Source organism: Sinorhizobium sp. M4_45 (assembly GCF_002885915.1).
Classification (GTDB): domain Bacteria; phylum Pseudomonadota; class Alphaproteobacteria; order Rhizobiales; family Rhizobiaceae; genus Sinorhizobium; species Sinorhizobium meliloti_A.
The window spans coordinates 166,594-185,249 of sequence record NZ_NWVE01000006.1 but is presented as its reverse complement, the minus strand read 5'-3'; the positions used below and the strand labels follow the sequence as shown (position 1 = coordinate 185,249).

18 protein-coding genes and 1 pseudogene are annotated in these 18,656 nt (G+C 61.6%); 10 read left to right on the top strand and 9 right to left on the bottom strand.

Annotated elements, in window-relative coordinates:
- Positions 1–15 precede the first annotated feature (15 nt).
- Positions 16–2,451 (bottom strand): penicillin-binding protein 1A, encoded by a 2,436-nt coding sequence (locus CN933_RS18070; protein ID WP_180980732.1) that lies wholly within the window; start codon positions 2,449–2,451, stop codon positions 16–18.
- 310 nt (positions 2,452–2,761) lie between these two features.
- Between CN933_RS18070 and CN933_RS18065 the strand changes: the two genes are divergently transcribed.
- Positions 2,762–3,646, top strand: coding sequence for a LysR family transcriptional regulator (locus tag CN933_RS18065; RefSeq protein ID WP_102761976.1), 885 nt, complete (start codon positions 2,762–2,764; stop codon positions 3,644–3,646).
- Between the two features lie 46 nt (positions 3,647–3,692).
- Here the strand turns inward: CN933_RS18065 and CN933_RS18060 are convergent, their stop codons facing one another.
- Positions 3,693–4,829, bottom strand: coding sequence for an NADH:flavin oxidoreductase (locus CN933_RS18060; RefSeq protein ID WP_102761975.1), 1,137 nt, complete (start codon positions 4,827–4,829; stop codon positions 3,693–3,695).
- Position 4,830: 1 nt separating this feature from the next.
- The gene (locus CN933_RS18055; protein ID WP_102761974.1) at positions 4,831–5,223 is read right to left on the bottom strand and encodes a RidA family protein; all 393 of its coding nucleotides are present in this window, start codon (positions 5,221–5,223) and stop codon (positions 4,831–4,833) included.
- 126 nt (positions 5,224–5,349) lie between these two features.
- Here CN933_RS18055 and CN933_RS18050 point away from each other — a divergent pair, with 126 nt between their 5' ends.
- The 4 genes and pseudogenes from CN933_RS18050 to CN933_RS32560 form a co-directional block, all read left to right on the top strand.
- The gene (locus tag CN933_RS18050; protein ID WP_180980731.1) at positions 5,350–6,270 is read left to right on the top strand and encodes a LysR substrate-binding domain-containing protein; all 921 of its coding nucleotides are present in this window, start codon (positions 5,350–5,352) and stop codon (positions 6,268–6,270) included.
- Between the two features lie 185 nt (positions 6,271–6,455).
- On the top strand, positions 6,456–6,734 hold the full coding sequence (locus CN933_RS18045; protein WP_102761972.1) for a type II toxin-antitoxin system Phd/YefM family antitoxin: 279 nt from the start codon (positions 6,456–6,458) through the stop codon (positions 6,732–6,734).
- Positions 6,735–7,001: 267 nt separating this feature from the next.
- On the top strand, positions 7,002–7,208 hold the full coding sequence (locus CN933_RS18040) for an antitoxin VbhA family protein (RefSeq protein WP_102761971.1): 207 nt from the start codon (positions 7,002–7,004) through the stop codon (positions 7,206–7,208).
- A gap of 62 nt (positions 7,209–7,270) precedes the next feature.
- A pseudogene (locus CN933_RS32560) lies at positions 7,271–7,478 on the top strand (cell filamentation protein Fic); the annotation flags it as partial.
- 7 nt (positions 7,479–7,485) lie between these two features.
- Here CN933_RS32560 and CN933_RS18030 read toward each other — a convergent pair.
- A complete protein-coding gene (locus CN933_RS18030) occupies positions 7,486–8,790 on the bottom strand; it encodes a PQQ-dependent sugar dehydrogenase (RefSeq protein WP_102761970.1) in 1,305 nt (434 codons plus the stop codon).
- A gap of 248 nt (positions 8,791–9,038) precedes the next feature.
- Here CN933_RS18030 and CN933_RS18025 point away from each other — a divergent pair, with 248 nt between their 5' ends.
- Both CN933_RS18025 and CN933_RS18020 read left to right on the top strand, forming a co-directional pair.
- Positions 9,039–10,151, top strand: a complete 1,113-nt coding sequence (locus CN933_RS18025; RefSeq protein ID WP_498323598.1) for a flavodoxin family protein — start codon at positions 9,039–9,041, stop codon at positions 10,149–10,151.
- A gap of 78 nt (positions 10,152–10,229) precedes the next feature.
- Complete coding sequence (locus CN933_RS18020) at positions 10,230–10,598, top strand: PRC-barrel domain-containing protein (RefSeq protein ID WP_018096592.1); 369 nt, start codon at positions 10,230–10,232, stop codon at positions 10,596–10,598.
- An 864-nt stretch (positions 10,599–11,462) separates the two neighbouring features.
- Here CN933_RS18020 and CN933_RS18010 read toward each other — a convergent pair.
- Positions 11,463–12,701 carry a bifunctional alpha/beta hydrolase/OsmC family protein gene (locus CN933_RS18010; RefSeq protein ID WP_102761968.1) on the bottom strand — a complete coding sequence of 413 codons (1,239 nt, stop codon included), beginning with the start codon at positions 12,699–12,701 and terminating at the stop codon, positions 11,463–11,465.
- Between the two features lie 165 nt (positions 12,702–12,866).
- Here CN933_RS18010 and CN933_RS18005 point away from each other — a divergent pair, with 165 nt between their 5' ends.
- Both CN933_RS18005 and CN933_RS18000 read left to right on the top strand, forming a co-directional pair.
- On the top strand, positions 12,867–13,280 hold the full coding sequence (locus CN933_RS18005) for a hypothetical protein (protein ID WP_102761967.1): 414 nt from the start codon (positions 12,867–12,869) through the stop codon (positions 13,278–13,280).
- A gap of 267 nt (positions 13,281–13,547) precedes the next feature.
- On the top strand, positions 13,548–14,021 hold the full coding sequence (locus tag CN933_RS18000) for a MarR family winged helix-turn-helix transcriptional regulator (protein WP_018096595.1): 474 nt from the start codon (positions 13,548–13,550) through the stop codon (positions 14,019–14,021).
- Between the two features lie 203 nt (positions 14,022–14,224).
- On the opposite strand, the gene CN933_RS31550 is transcribed toward CN933_RS18000, so the two are convergent.
- Positions 14,225–15,274, bottom strand: coding sequence for a PRC-barrel domain-containing protein (locus CN933_RS31550; protein WP_102764407.1), 1,050 nt, complete (start codon positions 15,272–15,274; stop codon positions 14,225–14,227).
- 430 nt (positions 15,275–15,704) lie between these two features.
- On the opposite strand from CN933_RS31550, the gene CN933_RS17990 reads away from it, so the two are divergent.
- Positions 15,705–16,967, top strand: coding sequence for a DUF2254 domain-containing protein (locus CN933_RS17990; RefSeq protein ID WP_102761966.1), 1,263 nt, complete (start codon positions 15,705–15,707; stop codon positions 16,965–16,967).
- A 64-nt stretch (positions 16,968–17,031) separates the two neighbouring features.
- Here CN933_RS17990 and CN933_RS17985 read toward each other — a convergent pair whose 3' ends face one another.
- The 3 genes from CN933_RS17985 to CN933_RS17975 are packed head-to-tail and all read right to left on the bottom strand — an operon-like array spanning position 17,032 to position 18,517.
- Positions 17,032–17,553, bottom strand: a complete 522-nt coding sequence (locus tag CN933_RS17985; RefSeq protein WP_102761965.1) for a spore germination YkwD domain-containing protein — start codon at positions 17,551–17,553, stop codon at positions 17,032–17,034.
- On the bottom strand, positions 17,553–18,071 hold the full coding sequence (locus CN933_RS17980) for a DUF421 domain-containing protein (protein WP_102761964.1): 519 nt from the start codon (positions 18,069–18,071) through the stop codon (positions 17,553–17,555). The genes CN933_RS17985 and CN933_RS17980 overlap by 1 nt, the downstream gene beginning before the upstream one ends.
- On the bottom strand, positions 18,068–18,517 hold the full coding sequence (locus tag CN933_RS17975; RefSeq protein ID WP_102762191.1) for an MgtC/SapB family protein: 450 nt from the start codon (positions 18,515–18,517) through the stop codon (positions 18,068–18,070). The genes CN933_RS17980 and CN933_RS17975 overlap by 4 nt, the downstream gene beginning before the upstream one ends.
- Positions 18,518–18,656 lie beyond the last annotated feature (139 nt).

Sequence of the window (18,656 nt, the reverse complement as noted above, 5' to 3'; positions counted from 1 at the left end):
ATAAGAGGCAATGGCTCAATAGAGGCCTTGGGGGGCTGTCAGAAGCTGCTCGCGCAACGCGGCAGGGAGTTCGGCTCCCTCCGCGCCGAACCCGTCTATGACGGGACATTCCGTCAAGCACGGCCCGGTTCCCGGTTTGAAGACCTCGACAGCCGAACCGGGGTCTCCTGAAGCGGCCCGCCTGCCCGTGCGGCGGTTCACGCTCGCGAAGGTCAGGCCTTGCGGAACGGGGAAGTCCACGGCAGGTTTGCCGCGCATTGCCACCTTCATGAAGTCGATAAAGATCGGGGCCGCGAGTCCGCCGCCCGTTTCGCCGTAGCCCATCGGTTTCGGTGCGTCGTATCCCATGAAGACGCCGGTCACCAGCGTCGGGGTGTAGCCGACGAACCAGACATCCTTCTCGTCGTTCGTGGTCCCGGTCTTGCCGGCGACCGGTGCGCCGAGTTGCGCCACCCGGTGCGCCGTTCCACGCTCGACCACGCCGCGCAGCATCGATGTCACCTGGTAGGCCGTCATCGGGTCGAGCACCTGCTTGCGGGTGTCGCGAAGCACCGGCTCTTCCTGATGCTGCCAGCTTGCGGCGTTGCATCGATCGCAGCCGCGATCGTCGTGACGGAAGATCGTACGACCGTGACGATCCTGGATGCGGTCGATCATCGAGGGCTTGACGGCGTGTCCGCCATTGGCGAGGACCGCATAGGCCGATACGAGCCGCGTCAGCGTGGTTTCGCCGGCTCCGAGCGACATCGGCAAGTAGGGGGCGAGCTTGTCGTAGAGGCCGAAGGCGCGGCCGTATTCGGCAACGACGTCCATGCCCAGATGCCGGGCGAGGCGCACCGTCATCAGGTTGCGGCTTTTCTCAAGGCCGGTGCGCAGAGTGGAAGGACCGCCGAATTTGCCGTCGTAGTTCTTCGGCTTCCAAAGACGGCCCGCCCCGTCCGGCATCGAAAAGGGTGCGTCCATGACCAGCGTCGCCGGCGTGTAGCCGGTATCCAGGGCGGCGGCGTAAACGAAGGGCTTGAAGGCCGAGCCGGGCTGGCGCAAAGCCTGCGTCGCGCGATTGAAGCGTGACTGTGCAAAGGAGAAACCGCCAATGCTCGCCAGCACGCGACCCGTATTCGGGTCCATCGACACGATCGCGCCCTGCACTTCGGGTATTTGTCGCAGGAGGTAACCGTCTTCCGCCTTCTCGACATGAACAACGTCCCCCGGCGAGAGGACCTTGTCGATGGAGTCGACCTGCCTGATCCTGCCTCCGGCAGAAAGCTTCAGCGCCCACCGCATGGTATTGCTGCCGATAAAGCCCGTTTCGGGGCCGGACGGCGAGTGCTCGGGACCGGGCTTAGCACTGCGAAGTCCGATGCGTATACCCGCATCGGAACAGGAGAGCACTACGGCGATCCGCCACTCCTTCACATCCGTCAAAGTCTTCTGTTCAGCCAAGGCGGCCGTCCAGTCGGAGACATCGATATGTGCGACCGGTCCCCGAAACCCCCGCGCCTGGTCGTACTCGACGAGGCCGGCCCGAAGCGCCTTCAGCGCAGCCGCCTGAAGGGTCGGGTCAAGCGTCGTGCGCACCGAAAGCCCGGCATTATAGAGAGCCGCCTCGCCATACTGCCCGGCGACTTCCCGGCGCACGTCCTCGGCGAAATAGTTTGCCTCCGCCATCAAGGGGGGTTCGGCCCGAGGCTTAATGCCGAGAGGTCTCGCCATCATGCTGCTTGCCTCCGCGGCGCTGACGAAGCCGTTGCGCTGCATCTGGCCGATCACCCAGTTGCGCCGGCTGACCGCGCGTTCGGGATTCCGGTGCGGGTTGTAGTTGTTGGGTCCCTTCGGCAGAGCTGCGAGATACGCTGCCTCGGCAACGGTCAATTCGCTGACGGACTTGTCGAAATAGGTCAGCGCACCGGCGGCAATTCCGTAGGCCCCGAGCCCCAGGTAGATGTCGTTCAGATAGAGTTCGAGAATTCTGTCTTTGCTGAGGGAGTGCTCGATGCGGATCGAAAGTACCGCCTCCTTGATCTTGCGTTCAAGGGTGCGATCCGAAGAAAGCAGGAAGTTCTTGGCAAGCTGCTGGGTGATCGTCGAGGCTCCGATCATCCGTTGGCCGGAGCCCAGATTCACGGCATTGGACCAGGCGGCCTTGACGATGCTCAGGACATCGATTCCGGAGTGGGTATAGAAGCTCTTGTCTTCCGCCGAGAGAAAGGCCGCCTTCACGCGCTGCGGGATCGCGGCGATAGGCAGATACAGACGCCTTTCCCTGGCGTATTCGGCAATCGGCGTTCCGTCATACGCGTAAAACCGCGTCATGAGCGCCGGCTCCCATTCCGCAAGCTTGCGGTGATCCGGCAGGTCCTTCGCGATTCCCGACAGATAAACGGCGCCCGTGCCGAGGATAGCCAGCAACGCAGCCGAGGCGATGCCGAATATATAACCGATGACCTTCATGCCGATATCAGTGGCTCCGACCAGACAAAAACTTGACACAAGAATAGATGCCGCCCGTGGCGGATGCCGCGACGGTCGTGATTGAATGCCTGGAGCGGGATGAGGAAAGTGTGTGCGGCCTTCCGCCCGGGTCCCGCTCTAACCTGTTGGAATCGATCACGTTCGTGATCTTTGGCTTGCTCGCCCAAAAATCGTCGTGATCTGGTATTGCCTAGAACTGCGAGGAGAATGGCAGAAGCGATAGCACTCGACAAACGAGCAATCTTGCGGGTAGGCATGAATCAAACTTGGTCTAAACGAAGCTGATTCCATGGAACTGCCAAAACTGCCCCTCAATGCATTGCGTGCCTTCGAGGCATCGGCGCGCCACTGCAGCTTTACCCGTGCCGGACTGGAGCTACGGGTTTCGCAGACCGCGATCAGCCATCAAGTGAAGTCGCTCGAGGATCTGCTTGGCGTCAAGTTGTTCCGGCGGCTGCCGAGGGGCCTCGCCCTTACCGATGAGGGGTCGGCGCTTGCGCCTGTGATGAGCGACGTGTTCAAGCGCATGTGTGCGACCATAAGCCGTTTCGAGGAAGGAAACTTCCAGGAAGTCGTGACCGTCGGCGTCGTCGGCACCTTTGCGATCGGGTGGCTGATGCAACGGTTGCCGGATTTTCATGATGCACATCCGAACCTTGACCTGCGCATCCTGAGCAATAACAACCGCGTCGATCTGGCCGGCGACGGCCTCGACTTCGCGATCCGGTTCGGGGACGGGTCATGGCATGGCACGGACGCAATGCATCTGTCGGTCGCACCGCTATCACCGGTCTGCTCGCCTCGGATTGCTGCTCGGCTCAAGGAACCGGTCGACCTCGCCGGAATCGAGCTGTTGCGTTCGTACCGATCCGATGAGTGGGCCCAATGGTTCCGGGCAGCGGGCGCCCAGCCTCCCATCCTGCGCGGCATGGTTTTCGATACCTCGCTGGCGCTGGCAGAGGCGGCCGCCCGGGGCTCGGGCGCAGCCCTCCTGCCGATCACCATGTTCCAGCATTATATCGAGAGCGGACGGCTGGTTCAGCCTTTCGACATCACGGTGGCAGCGGGTGACTATTGGCTGACATGGCTGAAGTCACGCCAGTTCACCAGGGGCATGACCGCGTTCAAGTCGTGGCTGAAGCAACAATTGTCCAACCCTGCCGGCGTGCCATAGGCGGCAGGTTAGCTGCCGGGGCATGCCCGCCCCGGCATACCTGGCTTCAGGCTGGTCGCCGCGCCCTCATGTCAAGGGCGAGTTCGCCGTCCTTGATTTCGCTTGTCGGCGCGAGCATCGAAAGTTCGAACGGCCGCAATGCGCTGCCTTCGGCCATGCGATGCGGCCAATCGGGATTGACGAGCGCGCCGCGTCCGAGCGCGATCATGTCCGCTCCGGCTTCCACCACCTGCTCAGCGCGCGCAAGATCGTGCAGGCTGCCATTGGCGATGAGAAACAGACGCGGAGCGTGACGGCGGGCAAGCGACACGAGAGAGATGTCGCCGCCTTCGAAGGCCGGTTGCCAGGCTTCGAACTCCGTCACGTGAGCGAAATCGGCCGGGCTCGCAGCCAGTGCCTCGAACACTCTCGCCGCCCCCTGTTCCCGCTCCGTCCACTTATGCCGGAAGTCGTTGACCTTCCCCTGGGAGAGGCGCAGGCCGAGCGGCACGGATTGGCCGATGGCCGCGCGCACGGCCTTCAGCACTTCCAGGGACAGGCCCAGGCGAGCGACGATGTCGCCGCCCCAACGATCCTTGCGATGGTTGGTGTAGTCGGTGAAGAACTGATCCAGGAGATAGCCGTTGGCGCCGTGGATCTCGATGCCGTCGAAACCGGCCACCTCGATCGCCAGGCGCGCGGCACCGGCGAAGCCCTCTATCGCGGCGGCGATCTCTGCTTCGCTGATCTCGCGCGGCACGGCATAGGGGCCGTCGCCGCGGTAGCCGGTCATCTGGCTGCCTTTCGGGCGGATGGCCGAGGGACCGACTGTACCGGAACGGTGAGGATTTGCTTGAGACAGCGCGCCGCCATGCATGAGTTGCGCGAAGATCCTGCCGCCGGCCGCATGGACCGCATCGACGACGCGGCGCCAGGCGTCCGCCTGTTCCCGGTCGGTCAGGCCGGGCTGGCCCGAATAGGTCTGCGCATAGGCCTTGTCCGTGTAGATGCCTTCTGTCGTCACCAGGCTGAAGCCGCCGCGTGCGAAGCGCTGATAGTAATGCACCATGCGTTCGCCCGGCACACCGGCGGACGAGGCGCTGATGCGTGTCATCGGAGCGACCGACAGGCGGTTGGCGAAATCGAGACCTTTGAGGCTGGTACCGGTGAAGACCGGTGAGGGGATGATCGCCGGCGCGTTCATGTCAGCGGCTCCCGTCGAGCGCGATGGCCTCGATCTCGATCAGCGCCTGTGGCGAATAGAGCGAGGAAACCTCGATGATGCTGTCGGCGGGATAGGGCGCGGAGAACCATCTGCGGCGCAGTTCTACGATCTTTGCGAAATTTTCCATGGAGCGCAGGAAAATCGTAACCTTGACGACCTTGTCGAGCCCGGAACCGGCGGCCTTCAGGGCGCGATCGAGATTGCCGAAAGCCTGCTCTGCCTGGCGGTCGAAGTCGCCCTCGCCGACGATCTCGCCATTGTCGCCGATCGCCGCCTGACCCGAAACGAAGACGAAGCCATTGGCCTTGATTGCCTGCGAAAGCAGGAACGGCGCATAGGGATCCGGCTTCGTGACGACCTGTTCGAGAAACATGGGGTGTCCTTTCATGATTGAGTTTTTCTCAGCTCGGCACTGTTGCCTTGCTCGTCGAGGGCAATATGTTGGTCCCTTCGCGCATTGACAAAGGAGCATTTCTCAGTCGATAGATGAATTGAATTCATGCGTGGGGAAGTGATGAGAAAGCTGCCGCCACTTGGCGCATTGCGGGTCTTCGAGGCTGCTGCCCGTCGGCTGAGTTTCAAGGACGCAGCCGAGGAACTCAACGTTTCAGCGACCGCCGTCAGCCACCAGATCCGCCAGTTGGAGGAGACGCTGAACGCCAAGCTCTTCGAGCGCGCAACGCGACAGGTGCATCTGACCGCCGCGGGAAAGACGCTGTATCCGGTGCTGCGCGACGGCCTGGACCGCTTCGAACAGGCGATCGCAGACGTGCGCCGCCAGCAGGCGGGACAGGTGGCGCGGCTCACGTCCACCGTCGCCTTCGTCGCGAAGCGGCTGGCGCCGCTCGCAGGTTCGTTTCGTGAGGCGTATCCGGATTGGACGTTGCGGCTCGACGCCTCCAACCGGGCCGTCGATCTGGATGCGGATGCGGATGCCGCCATCCGTTTCGGCGGCGGCAACTATCCGGGGCTTGTCACGGAGCCGCTGTTTGCGGATCGCTTCGCGCCGGTCTGCGCGCCGCGCCTGGTTCGGACCAGCGCTGCCGATCTCCGGCATGCGACGCTCATCCATTTCGATTGGGGTCCGGCACGGCGCGACGATCCGCGCGCGCCCGTGTGGCGGCAATGGCTGGCACGGGCCGGCGTCGCCGACATCGACGCGAGCGCGGGAATTTCATTCACCGACGAGATCCACGCGGTCCAGGCCGTGGTGGCCGGGCAGGGCATCGGGTTGCTGAGCCTCACCCTGGTCGCGGAAGAGCTCGCCTCCGGCATCCTCGTCCAGCCATTCGAACTGTCGCTCGAAGGCGACCGCTGCGATCTCGTCTACAGCCCGCGCATGGCCGACCGGCCCGCGACGCGCGTGCTGCGAGACTGGGTGATGGCGCAATTCGGCGATACCGAGCATCGATTCGGCTAGCGGTCACTTACCCAGCCTCGCGCTTAGAGCACGATGTTCGTAGGTCGGGTGAACCTAAAAACATGAACGTAAATGATTTCAGGAAGTAGCGGGACGCGGGCGGAAAGCTGCACCCACACCGGTGCACGGCGCCGTTGCGGAAATTACGGAAAACCCGTATATTCCGGAAAGAAGGGAGTGTTGACATGACATCCACTGTGACCGCCGCGGCGGTTTCCAAGAATTTCGGGGCTTACCAGGATGCCGCCGTGCGCGAGCCGGTGATCATCACCAAGAATGGCCGGCCGCGCACCGTGCTCATCGCCTATGAAGACTATCTGCGACTGGTGCGACGCGATCGCCGGGTCGAGGCGACGGCGGAGCTGAGCGGCGACGAGCTTGCCGCAGTCGAAAAATCCGAAATGGATCCGGGCCTCGATCATCTCGATGCCGAACTGCTGACGGACAAGAATGCTGCCGACTGAAATCAAGGTCGGCCATGTCTTTGGCATTTGACGAGCCCTACTACACCCTCTCGATCCGCCGGCTTCGGTACAGCGCCAATCTCGCCGGTATCCCGGCTTGGACGACCTCTCGCTGCCGGCGACCTTCGAATCGGAACCCCGAGACTGAACCGCAGACGGCGGCCAGCAAGGAGCCGGGCGCCCACCTTCGCCAGACCGAGAAATCCGGCAAATTTCTGGATTTTCAGCCTTTTTCCTGCTACGGTGCCGGTACTTGGAGATTTGCCGATGAACGTTCATTCCCGCCGTCCGGATCGTTCCCCGGAAGCCGTCGAGAAGCGGCGCAAGGCCGCCGAACAGGCGCGCGCTGCCAATATCCGGCAGGGTTACGTTCACGATCCTGTCCTCGAGGAGGCGACCGCGCGTTATGTCGCCGGCGACATTACGACCGAAGAACTTCGCGAGGAGATGTTGGGGCGCTTCAAAAGTGCTTGAGTTTCAACCGTCGTCCGAGCAAGCCGACTGTATGATCAGACGGCTTGTCCGAGACGAAGCGATTGGAAAACGAGCACAAAAAAGGTTCCTACACTTACCCTGATGTCCCCGGCGATCCGGACCGTCTTGCGCAACAAACTCGACCTGAAAACACATTCGCAACTCCGGCTGGCCGAGTATGCGTTGACCAGCACCCGGCAGAGATCGCCGAGGGAGCCGGCCCGAGGGGAAATTTTGACAAGGCCCCATCTGAAGGCGATTCCTCGTTATTTTACGCTCACGCTGCCTCGCCCGTCACCCGCCAGATCACGTCGCCGACATCGTCCGCCACCAGCAAGGAGCCGTCCGGGCCGAGGCTGACTCCGACCGGCCGTCCATAGGACGCCCGCTCGTCGGGCGAAAGGAAGCCGGTCAGAATGTCGCGCGGGGGGCCGGCGGGGCGTCCGTCTACGAACGGTATGAAGACAACCTTGTAGCCGCTCAGCGAGCTGCGGTTCCAGGAACCATGCTGACCGATCACCATCCCATCCGGAAAGCCGGGCAGAGTGCCTGCGGGAAGCCAGCAAAGACCGAGCGATGCAGTGTGTCCACCCAGGGCATAGTCCGGCGTCAAAGCGGTTGCGACCAAGGCCGGATCCTGCGGCACCCGGTGGTCCACGATCTGCCCCCAGTAGCAATAGGGCCATCCATAAAAACCACCGTCGCGGACGGATGTCAGATAGTCGGGAGGCGTCTCGTCGCCCAGCCCGTCGCGTTCATTGACGACCGTCCAGAGTGCACCTGTCGTTGGCTCCCATGCCATGCCTACCGGGTTCCGCAAACCGGAGGCAAATATCCGGCGTTCACCACTCTCGAGGTCAAGCTCGTGAATGGCCGCCCGTCCTTCCTCGGCCGCCATGCCGCGCTCGCCTATGTTGCTGAGCGACCCGACGCCGATGAAGAGCTTTCGTCCATCGCGACTGGCAAGCAGGCTGCGTGTCCAGTGCCCGCCGCCCTCGAAGTCTGCCAGCTTTCGCCCTGTCGCGCGGATGCTGGTGTCGCCCGTTTCATAGGGGAACGCGACCACCCCGTCCGTGTTGCCGACATATAAGGTATCGCCCAGCAACGTCATGCCGAACGGCTGATTGAGCCCGTCGAGAAATACGGTGCGTTTTTCGGCCACGCCGTCGCCGTCCGCATCGCGCAAAAGCGAGATACGGTTCGGACTGGCGCCGACTGCAGCGGCGCGTTTCATTGTGGTGAACATGGCGTAGTCGAAGGCAGATTTGATGCCCCCGGGCTCGCTGAGCGCCTCGGCGACCAGCACGTCGCCATTCGGCAGCACCTCAATCCAGCGGGGATGTTTGAGCCCGGCCGCGAATGCGTTCACCTTGAGCCCAGCCGCCGCAGTCGGCACTTGCCCATCCGTCCATCCCCTGGCCGTAGGCATTTTCAGGGTGGGAATGCCTTGCGGTTTGGCTCCCGGGATCTTCGGGACGCTACCATAGGCGGGTTCCAGAGAAGCGCCGTTCTGGCGGCGAACAAGGATTGCTGCGGCACCGATCAGTGCGACCAATCGACCAAAAACGTCTGACAGGCCCATGTGTCCTCCTAACCTTTTGCGAAAGCTAGCCGAAGCGCCCGCGGGTGGATACCCTCAAACTGCATTGTTCTGTGGCTGGGAAACGTCTCCTGTTGCCGATTGCCTGATCCGCCAGCGCTGCTATCGGGGTCGCGCGCGTCTCCTCGCGCGCGTGGGAGGGGGTGCGCTGAGGGGGACCAAAGTCGCCCAATCGGAACAATCGGCGTCGTGGTCGATTACAAAGGAGCTTGCCAGCTACGTTGGACGGGATGATGGCAAAGATCCCCGGGACGCAATCTCTCCCGCCAGTGCTTGAGCCGCGAACGGGAACGCCAAGCCCCAGGCTGGCCGAGAACGAATTTCGCCGCCGCTTCCTCAGCCGTTTCCAAGACCCGGTTTTCAGCGGTCTTCGATCGGAGCTGGATAAGATCGCTGCGGCGGCTTGGGATGCCTATTCCAACGAGCGAAAAGCACCCAACACGCGCAAGGCCGGCACTGCATTCGAGGACCCCGATTACGACCTGTCCGTCGATTGGCTCGCAGCGCGCGACGCAATTCATGCTGCGCAAGAGCGTCACTCGGACCGTCGGGGTCCCGCGCGCATCCTGTTGATCAGCGGGTCATCGCGCAGCGAACACACTTGTCCCGGCGAAATGTCGAAATCCTATCGGCTGACGCGGATCGCGCAGGAAACGATTGATCAAACGGCGGGGGTCAAGACCAGCATACTCGAGCTGCACCGCCTTACCTCGGAATATGGGCGAACGATCCACCCGTGCAAGGCCTGCTTTTCCACCTCGCCGGCCCTCTGCCACTGGCCGTGCTCCTGCTATCCCAACTACTCGCTTGGCCAGGTCGACGACTGGATGAACGACATCTATCCGATGTGGGTAGAGGCGCACGGCATCATGATCGTCACGCCTGTGAACTGGTATCAGGTCTCGTCGCCGGTAAAGCTGATGATGGATCGGCTGGTTTGCGCGGATGGCGGCAATCCGGACCCCACCCTGACACAGGGCAAGGATGCGAAGCTCGCAAAGGCGCTTGAACTCCAAGGCTGGAACTATCCTCGGCATCTCGCCGGGCGGCTCTTCTCCGTCATCGTTCACGGGGACGTGGAGGGGGCCGAGAACGTTCGACGCAGCCTGTCCGACTGGCTGTGCTACATGCATCTCGAGCCGGCGGGGCCCTTGGCGGAGATGGATCGCTATATCGGCTACTGGAAGCCATACGCGCTCAGTCACCAGGAGCTTGATGCGGATGAGGCCGTGCAGGAAGAGGTCCGCAATGCGGCGCGAACATTGGTCGAGGCGGTGATGCTCAAACGCGCCGGCAAGCTCGTTTCGGCCGGAGGCGAGCTCCCGGCCCCACGGCAGAAATAGTCAAGCTCTGGCCCTTGCGAAGCGATCCGAGGAACAACTCATATCCAGGAGCGTTGGGCCACCACAGGAGGAATAACGATGGCCGACCCAAATCTGCATCAATCGCATGACCTCATCGCCAGCGACATGGTCGTGGGCACCACTGTCTACGACATGAACGGCAATCAGGTAGGCTCAATAGAGAGAATCATCCTGGAAAAGCGCGGTGGACGCGTCGCCTATGCCGTGATGAGCTTCGGTGGCTTTCTCGGGGTTGGACACGAACACTATCCGCTTCCCTGGGAAATGCTCGACTACAATACGGATCTCGGCGGGTTCCAGGTGAACATCACAAAGGAACAGGTCGAAGGCGCCCCGCGCTATCCCGCAGACCGGGAATATGACTGGGGCCCCGAAAGCGGCCGTAAAGTCTACGACTATTACGGGATTCCGCCCTACTGGGTATGATTTCGCAAATGCTCAGCGCTCCCCGTCCGCGTTGCTCGGGGAGTGCTGTCCATCGCCGCTTCGCTGCCGGATTATGATTCGAGCGGTGTTCATCGCGGAGCGCCTTGGCGGCAAGCGCCAACAGACATGATCTATCCGCCTGAATCGGGACTACTCCGAAAGTGCGCTGCTAAGTACTCTCCCGCGCTGCTCGCGTGGCTCTCCAGGTCTCGTGTCCGTGCGCCCCCGGAGGGGCACCTCGCGCAGTTTCGGCTGCGTCATCAGCGGCTCGTTGACGGGTGAGACGGCCGGCCGCATACCCAGCTTCAAATGCTTCGCGTGTTCGTGCCATGTCACGGTTGCACCGGGCAACATGTCCCAGCCCTCGCCACCATTCTTCCCAAGCGTCCGTTACTTGCATCTGAACCTCCCTGGCGCAGCCGGGACCGCTTCGTGTGGAAGTTGAGCCGACCGGGTCGTCGGCCGCATTGCTGGCGAGGTCGTCCGAGGTGACACTATTCAGCAGCAATACACTTCGCGAGCCCGCCGTTTGCCCTTTGGAACTACGTCGCGCGCATTCCCGGCTGAGTGCCAAGCAATATATATCATAGCATGATATACGCAAAGAATCTAATCGGTGCCTTTCGGCGCACATGGCACCGTTCAGCTCGTCAAGCGTTGATTGTCATGCTTCTGTCCTATGGGCCTCTTGCAAACCTCAGCACGATTGCTCGCCTCTCGCGAACGCGGATTCAAGTTGCCTCCACGAGAGGTCATTCGCACCCGGCGCGGTGGGCGTTCTGGTGTCAGACCCGGTTAGTCGACTATTCAACATCAACTGCTCAGCGTTCCCTGAAAACGGAAGGCCGATTCGGGCGAATGGAGCTAATGTGATCCTGGTTTCACGGTCGTCCTGATCTTCGCCACTGCCTCGAGCGTGCGGTGAACCGGGCACTTGTCGGCAATTTCGGCGATCTTGCCGCGAAGCTCCTCCGAGACCCCGCCATCAATGGAAATGACGCGTTCGAAACGATCGATCGTGCCGCTGCCGCTGCGTTCCGGTTCGGTGCACTCCTCGCAATCTTTTGCATGGATCTTCGCGTGCGAGACGTCGACGCCGATGCGTCCGAGCGACAGCTGCTTATGGTCGGCATAGAGGCGCAGCGTCATCGAGGTGCAGGCGCCAAGTGCAATGGACAGGAAGTCATAGGGCGATGGTCCGGAATCGAGCCCACCCACGCTCTCGGGTTCATCGGCGAACAGCCGATGACCGCCAGCCTGAATCGCGTTCTGAAACTTGCCTTCGCCCGTTTCCATCACACGCACATGTTCAATCGGTCCGGTGCCCTGCGGCGTATCGGCGGCAAGATAGCGCGTCAGCCATGACGAAATGATCCGTCCGGCAAAGGCCGCATCCTTGGGGTCGGTGAGCAGGTGATCGGCACTGTCGAGCGAAACAAAACTTTTCGGATGCCTCGCCGCGCTGAAGATCTCAGTAGCGTTCTCGATTCCGACCGTCTGGTCCAACGGCGCGTGAAGAATGAGAAGCGGTTTTCTCAGGCTCGCAACAGAGTCTTTTATGCGCTGTGCACGCGCGTCCTCGACAAATTGCTTTCTGATGAGGAACCTGCGCCCGGCAAGATCAACTTCGGCCGACCCGGTCTTCTCGATCTCCTCGAGACTCGCTCCGAAGTTCTTCAAGACGTGGCCGACATCGGCCGGCGCACCGATCGTAGCAACGGCGCGGACCTCAGGAATGTCCCCGGCGACGGCCAGGACGGCGGCGCCGCCGAGCGAGTGGCCGATCAGAAGCGACGGCGCTTGATAGTGTTGGCGCAGATAGTCGGCGGCTGAGAGCAGGTCGGCAACATTGGAGGAGAAATTGGTCGAGCCGAACTCACCTTCGCTCGACCCCAAACCCGTGAAATCGAAACGCAGCACAGCGATGCCTTCGCGCGCCAGCTCTGCTGCAACGCGGCGCGCACCCGCGAGATCCTTGGAACAGGTGAAGCAATGGGCAAAAAGCGCGTAGGCGCGCAATGGCCCGTTCGGTAGATCGAGGCGCGCGGCGAGCGTCGCGCCGGAATGGCCGGAAAACTGGAGCCGTTGCGAGTTGAAAGTCATGGTGACTTCTCCGCTGCAAGGAAATCATCATTCTACATCCGCAAGGCCATACGGCGAGACAGAATGGCGCCGGCGCGCTCGCCGCCTTTGAACTCGGGCCCGCTTCAAGAGTTTGCTTGAACAGAAATTGTATCATGCTATGATATAAAACGGAGGAGGAGAGACATGGCCGAAACGAATGACAGCGGTTGGGCGGCGTACCGACCTTCCAAGAGTGTATGGTTCTGGTCGGTTGTCGGCTCATCGATACTGACTATGGTCGTCGGTTTCACATGGGGCGGTTGGACGACAGCAGGGCGTGCCGGAACCATGGCCGATCTCGCGGTCCGGCAGGCTCGTGCAGAGCTCATTTCAAACGTTTGCGTGCACAATTTCGTGTCCGCCCCCGACGCGGCACAAAAGCTTGTGGAACTCAAGTCGAAGTCCAGTTGGGAACAAGACAATTTCATCGAGGAGGGGGGCTGGGCGGTCATTGCCGGTCTGTCGAAGCCGGTTCCGGATGCGGCCGATACCTGTGCCGATGCGCTTGTAAGCTTGGAGGAACTTCCATCGCTCTCGGAAGTCGAGACGAGCAGCTGAACGGCGTCTTTGGACGAATATTGGCTGTGGCGGCTGGGGCGAGGGAAGGGGCAGCCTGAAATGATTTCAGGCTGCCCCTTCGGCATGTGATTTATACCTCAGCTTGCCAAAGACATGCCCTCGCAATGACAGCATTTGGCGATATAGTTCGCGAGCGCGGCACTTTGCGGCATTCGCCGTTCAGATAAGTGGGCGCGCTCGCGCCTCCTCCCTCCTGAGGTGCAACCAGTATATATCATAACGTGATGTAAACAAAGGATGTTACGCATGCCCTCCGGCGCAGGTTCTCGGTCCCGCACACAAGTCCCTGAGATTGCCGATGAGGAGGCGCTTGATCCGGGGGTGTTCGAGGGGCTGGCCGGAGTCAGGCTGGCCATGCGTCGCTTCCTCTCCTTCAGCGAGGCGGTCCTTTCCGAGGCGGGCGTGACTTCGCAACAATATCAAGCACTGCTGGTACTCAAAGTTGCTCCCCAAAGCCGAATCATGCTCCGACAACTCGCCGAAGAGATGCTGATACAACATCACGGCGCGGTTCAGCTCGTTGACCGGCTGGTGGCGGCTGGACTGGCGCTGCGAATCCCATCGGCCGACGACAAGCGCCGTGTCCTTGTCGGCCTCACCGATTATGGCGAACGCGTTCTGAACTTCCTGGCCAAAAGACATCTGGGTGCGATGCTCGATAACGAGCCGTTGCTGATTGAATCTCTCTCGCGTCTCCGCGCATTGGCGCGGACCGGGTAACCCCCGGTCCAGTCCCGCTGGTTCGCGCCACGTGGCGAACTGCCCAAACTATCCAATCGGGATCACCGGCTCGGAGATGCATTCGAGGTCGGATACCACAAGGTTCTCAGAGCGGGCCCCCTTACGGAGGCGACCCCGCTGTGTCGTAGTCCGATCAGTGACAAGGACCACGCTGGAGCGCCGAACCGTCGGAGGCGCATTCATCACTGGGCGGTCGAGCTGCCCGGCGCATTGTCGGTACTGGACTTTGCGGTGTGTTCTGTCGGCCCCTTGTACAGCATCCGGCTATAGTCGAAGTTCTCCAGCTTCCTGACCTCAGCGACGCCGTAACCGAGTTCGTAGCGTCCGCTACCCCTGGCCCACGCCGCAGGCCCCGCGTAGGGGAATGCGCGATAGCCGCGACCGTATATTCTTGTGTCCGCGACCACGGCCGCGAGCCGGCCATCCTTGACGAGAATGTCGCTGATATAGCCATAACGTTCAGCATTGTTCAGGAAGGCGGTGTCTCCGATGATGTCCGTGGCCTTGATCAGCTGCGGCCCGGTCGCCAGGTCCTCCTCCACGGTCGCAACTTGGCCCGCCTCCTTCTTGTGAAGCGCGCCGGGTGGTTGCGCGGCTGCCGCCGAATAGTCGTCGACAGTGTCCTCCGTTATCGGCACTGTTATGCGAGATCCGTCCTTTGAGAACTTCAGATCGTTCCAGGGAATGCTGACATGTGTGTCGCCCACCTCCCAAAGGCCGCCCACCTCGGCAATAAGCGAGAGAACTTCGCCGTCGCGGTCGAAGACGATATTCTCGACGTCGCCGATCTCTTCACCTTCGCGGCCTAGCACGACGGCGTCGTCGAAGACCTGGTCGACGCTCCACCCGGAGGTGTAAAGCGGTTGATAGCTCCAATTGGAAAGAACGACCCTTCCTGCGGCGGGGTTCGCCGTTCCGGTCTGCGGCGGCGCGTCCGCGCCACTTTGTTGTGCGGGCAGGTCTCCCGGACGAATCAAACGAGATTTGCCCACATCTGGCGCCGGCTCGACCAATTCGCTGTCGCCCACCTTTGGCGGCTTAATCACGCCATTGCAGTCATCGAGCGTCTGGCTGAGTGATTTCTGGTCGCCGTCGGGCGGAATGCGGCAGGGGTTCTCGGTGTTTTGCGCAAATGCCTGCGACAACACAGGCGTTGCTATCAGGGCTGCGAATGCGAGCAACGGGGGCGCAAAGAGTAGTCTGCTCTGTTTCATCGGATTGGTCCCTTCCATCAGCCCCGCCGGAACCGCCGCACTTCCGTAAGGGCACCCGCGAATCGGTACCGTTCTCAAGGCCAACTGTTGCCGCATGCATTGGTTCCAAGGATCGCCCAGGTAATGATGCCTGGCTGGCCACATGGCCACTCTCAGGCGTCTGACGCGAAGTGTTTTGGTCCGTTCGCCCTGGCCGAAGCGCAGCGTCCGCTGTGGAGGACGGCTTGGGACGTGTTATGCTGTTGGTGACCGCGATCTCCCAACTCCCTGAACGAGCGGACGGATCGGATCGACGGCAGGCAGCCAGGGACGGTTAGACGGCGGATGCTGGCAACTATCCGCGTTGCATTAACGTTCTACAGGCTGCCGAAGCCTTGGCTCTAGGCGGATGGCTCTGTTCCACAGTGATTCAGGCGGAGGTGAGAGCATGCCGCGTTGGCGATGGTTGATGGCGCAGCTGACGCGCCGGCTCTGGGTGCACGCTACACTGATCGGCGCCCTGGGGGTGCTCGCCGCGATCTTCGCGGCGGTCGTCGATCGCTACATTCCCTGGATGATGCCAGGGAGGATTGGCGCCGATGCCGTCGACAGCATTCTTACCATCATCGCTTCCAGCATGCTGGCTGTGACCACCTTCTCGCTCAACATCATGGTTTCAGCCTATGGATCGGCTACCAGCAACGTCACCCCGCGTGCCACCAAGCTGCTTATCGAAGACCGCCTGACGCAGACGGTTCTCTCGACCTTTATCGGTTCCTTTCTGTTTAGCATCGTCGGCTTGGTCGTGCTCAAAACGGGCGCCTATGGCGAGCGCGGGCGTGTCGTTCTGTTCGTCTTCACAATCGTGGTCATCACGCTCGTGGTCGTGTCGTTGCTGCGTTGGATCGACCATCTGACCCGCCTCGGCCGAGTCGGCGAAACGACCGTACGAGTGGAGGAGGCGGCCAGGAAGGCCATCGAGGTACGGCTTGCGGAGCCCTATCTCGGCGGCAGGGCCTTGTCGGACCGGGCGAGCAGCATCCCGGAAACGGTAGCCGCGGTAACGGGCGACGCAATCGGTTATGTTCAGAACGTCGATATGCCGGCCCTGTCCCGGCTCTGCGACAAGCACAATACCCAGATATATCTCAACGTTATCCCCGGAACGTTCGTCTACGCCGACACGCCGATCGCCTGCATTGGAGCAAGTGATGGTGATACTGACCTGGGGGCGCTCCGCAAGGCGGTGCGTGCGGCGTTCTCGATCGACGACGAAAGGTCATTCGATCAGGACCCGCGTTTCGGCCTCGCCGTAATGAGTGAGATCGCCTGTCGAGCCCTCTCCCCAGCGGTCAATGATCCAGGTACTGCGATCGATGTCATTGGCCGCTCGACCAGGCTATTAAGCATCTGGGCGCACGGGCGGGCCAATGGATCGCATCAGGATGAGCCGAAGCATCCAAATGTCCATGTGCCACCGCTCGCTACCGCGGACCTGTTCGAGGACGCATTCATGGCCGTGGCGCGCGACGGCGCAGGCCTGATCGAGGTGCAACTGCGGATCCAAAAGGCACTCCTGGCTCTCGCCCGCATGGGTGATGCTGACTCCAACGCTGCCGCTCTGCGTCAGTCGCGCATCGCCTTTGATCGCGCGGCCTCCTCTCTCCCCTTGGAGGCAGATAGGGCTCGGCTGCACGAGCTGGCTGTCGAATTCGGTACAGCAGCGGAATAAAGGGGCGGCCACAAGCCGCTGTGAGATCCGGTCTGGGAAATTGGGGTAGGGCTTGGCAAACGATCTATTCAGAGGTGCCTCCGGTGACGGCGATCCCAATTTTCCGCCCCTCGCCATTGGCGAACATCGCGAAGCCGATTTGTGTCGCTTCAGAGCTAAGAAGTGTCCCCCCGTTCTGCGGGTCCTGGAGCCACTGATCAACGAAGTAGCGAATGTCGGCGGCGGTAGGTTTCGCGCCACAACCTCCGCATCCGCCCGCTACGACTTCAATTTTCTTCCACCGGGTTTCAGAGTCGGCTGGTAAAAGGTCGTAAAGGCTGTCCGGCTGCTTCATGATTCTTTCCCCGGACTCACCCTTCGGCAGGAGACGCTGAGCGACTCTGTTGAGCGCGCCGCTTGCCTTCACGGGAACGAGACCCTCCCGTCGGCGCTCCCTGTTTATCATTTGCGCGGCAACCTCCACCTGCTCGGGCGGGGAGAGCTCTGCAGCTTCTTCGTCGACCTGCAGGGCGAGGGGAACACCTGGGCCGGAAAAGGTTTGCACGGCAAACTGCCTGCCGCGATGCAGCTCCGGCTGGGGTGGCATTATGCTCTCCTTTGATCGGTAGCGGAGCCGGTGCCAGAGATGCCGTTCTGAACCACACTCAAGGAACCGTCAGTCTCAAGCATGACGCATGCGGCCTCTTCAACCGTGACGAGCCCATATTGCCGAACGGCGGCATCTATCTCCTCACGCGTGATGCGTTGGCTCTGCATCGCGTCGTCCAGGCAGACACCGTTTCGAACCAGCAATGTTGGCTCGCTCTTCACCATCTCCCGGACCCACTTCCAACGAACCGACAACCATGTGATTGAGAATTGCAAGCCGACAAGCAGCGCGAGCCCGATCGCCCCATCGGCGAGAGGGACGCTCCGGTCCATCAATACAGTCGCGAGCGTCGATCCCAGGGCAACGGTGATGACGAGATCGAATGCATTCATTTTGCTGAGCGTTCGCTTTCCGGAGACACGCAAGACGACGACCAAAAACGCATAGGCTGCGCTGCCTACGATGATGATCCGCAGAAGGCTTTCCCACCCGTGAAACAGCATCGACTCACTCATCCGCTGCTCTCGTCTTCGTCGCTACGAATGCCGAGATATGCCAAGGCCAAAAGGCTGATGAGATTGATGAAGCTGAGCACGATAGCTATGTTGAGGCGTCCCAATCCTACCGCGGCACCAATGGCACCGGCGTTCCAGATGCTCGCCGCGGTAACCAGCCCCTTCACATTGCCCCGTTGCTTGACGATGGCACCGCCACCTATGAACCCTATACCGGTGATTACGCCTTGTAAGACGCGTGCCTGAGCTTCCGCGGCCCCTGGAGAATTCGCGTCCACCAGGAGCGCGAACCCGCAGGCAGCTACCGACACGATGGGGAGCGTTCTGAAGCCGACGCTGTAGCGGCCCCGACCGCGTTCCCACCCGATCGGAAATGCCAGAGCGAAGGCGATTGCGACGGTCACCACGTCAACAAGCAGCCGTTCAAGATCGAGCCCCAGTTCCATCATCTCCTTCCCACGGGTCACCAAACCTCCGTTGCAGGTGTAGGCGCCGATTGAACGAGCCGGGAAGATCAAACCGGGTTTTGCCGGATTGGTTCCGGCCAACGCCGGTAGCGCAAACGGTATTCTTCGCCCTGGGCGC

What these genes read in the sequence shown, in the direction of transcription:
- CN933_RS17985 (WP_102761965.1), bottom strand. Translation starts at nt 17,553, where the DNA reads ATGCCACCCCAGCCGGAGCTGCATCGCGGCAGGCAGTTTGCCGTGCAA.
- CN933_RS18030 (WP_102761970.1), bottom strand. Translation starts at nt 8,790, where the DNA reads ATGGGCCTGTCAGACGTTTTTGGTCGATTGGTCGCACTGATCGGTGCC.
- CN933_RS18025 (WP_498323598.1), top strand. Translation starts at nt 9,039, where the DNA reads ATGATGGCAAAGATCCCCGGGACGCAATCTCTCCCGCCAGTGCTTGAG.
- CN933_RS18005 (WP_102761967.1), top strand. Translation starts at nt 12,867, where the DNA reads ATGGCCGAAACGAATGACAGCGGTTGGGCGGCGTACCGACCTTCCAAG.
- CN933_RS18065 (WP_102761976.1), top strand. Translation starts at nt 2,762, where the DNA reads ATGGAACTGCCAAAACTGCCCCTCAATGCATTGCGTGCCTTCGAGGCA.
- CN933_RS31550 (WP_102764407.1), bottom strand. Translation starts at nt 15,274, where the DNA reads ATGGAAGGGACCAATCCGATGAAACAGAGCAGACTACTCTTTGCGCCC.
- CN933_RS18020 (WP_018096592.1), top strand. Translation starts at nt 10,230, where the DNA reads ATGGCCGACCCAAATCTGCATCAATCGCATGACCTCATCGCCAGCGAC.
- CN933_RS18050 (WP_180980731.1), top strand. Translation starts at nt 5,350, where the DNA reads ATGCGTGGGGAAGTGATGAGAAAGCTGCCGCCACTTGGCGCATTGCGG.
- CN933_RS18040 (WP_102761971.1), top strand. Translation starts at nt 7,002, where the DNA reads ATGAACGTTCATTCCCGCCGTCCGGATCGTTCCCCGGAAGCCGTCGAG.
- CN933_RS18010 (WP_102761968.1), bottom strand. Translation starts at nt 12,701, where the DNA reads ATGACTTTCAACTCGCAACGGCTCCAGTTTTCCGGCCATTCCGGCGCG.
- CN933_RS17980 (WP_102761964.1), bottom strand. Translation starts at nt 18,071, where the DNA reads ATGAGTGAGTCGATGCTGTTTCACGGGTGGGAAAGCCTTCTGCGGATC.
- CN933_RS17990 (WP_102761966.1), top strand. Translation starts at nt 15,705, where the DNA reads ATGGCGCAGCTGACGCGCCGGCTCTGGGTGCACGCTACACTGATCGGC.
- CN933_RS18055 (WP_102761974.1), bottom strand. Translation starts at nt 5,223, where the DNA reads ATGTTTCTCGAACAGGTCGTCACGAAGCCGGATCCCTATGCGCCGTTC.
- CN933_RS18045 (WP_102761972.1), top strand. Translation starts at nt 6,456, where the DNA reads ATGACATCCACTGTGACCGCCGCGGCGGTTTCCAAGAATTTCGGGGCT.
- CN933_RS18060 (WP_102761975.1), bottom strand. Translation starts at nt 4,829, where the DNA reads ATGAACGCGCCGGCGATCATCCCCTCACCGGTCTTCACCGGTACCAGC.
- CN933_RS18000 (WP_018096595.1), top strand. Translation starts at nt 13,548, where the DNA reads ATGCCCTCCGGCGCAGGTTCTCGGTCCCGCACACAAGTCCCTGAGATT.
- CN933_RS18070 (WP_180980732.1), bottom strand. Translation starts at nt 2,451, where the DNA reads ATGAAGGTCATCGGTTATATATTCGGCATCGCCTCGGCTGCGTTGCTG.
- CN933_RS17975 (WP_102762191.1), bottom strand. Translation starts at nt 18,517, where the DNA reads ATGGAACTGGGGCTCGATCTTGAACGGCTGCTTGTTGACGTGGTGACC.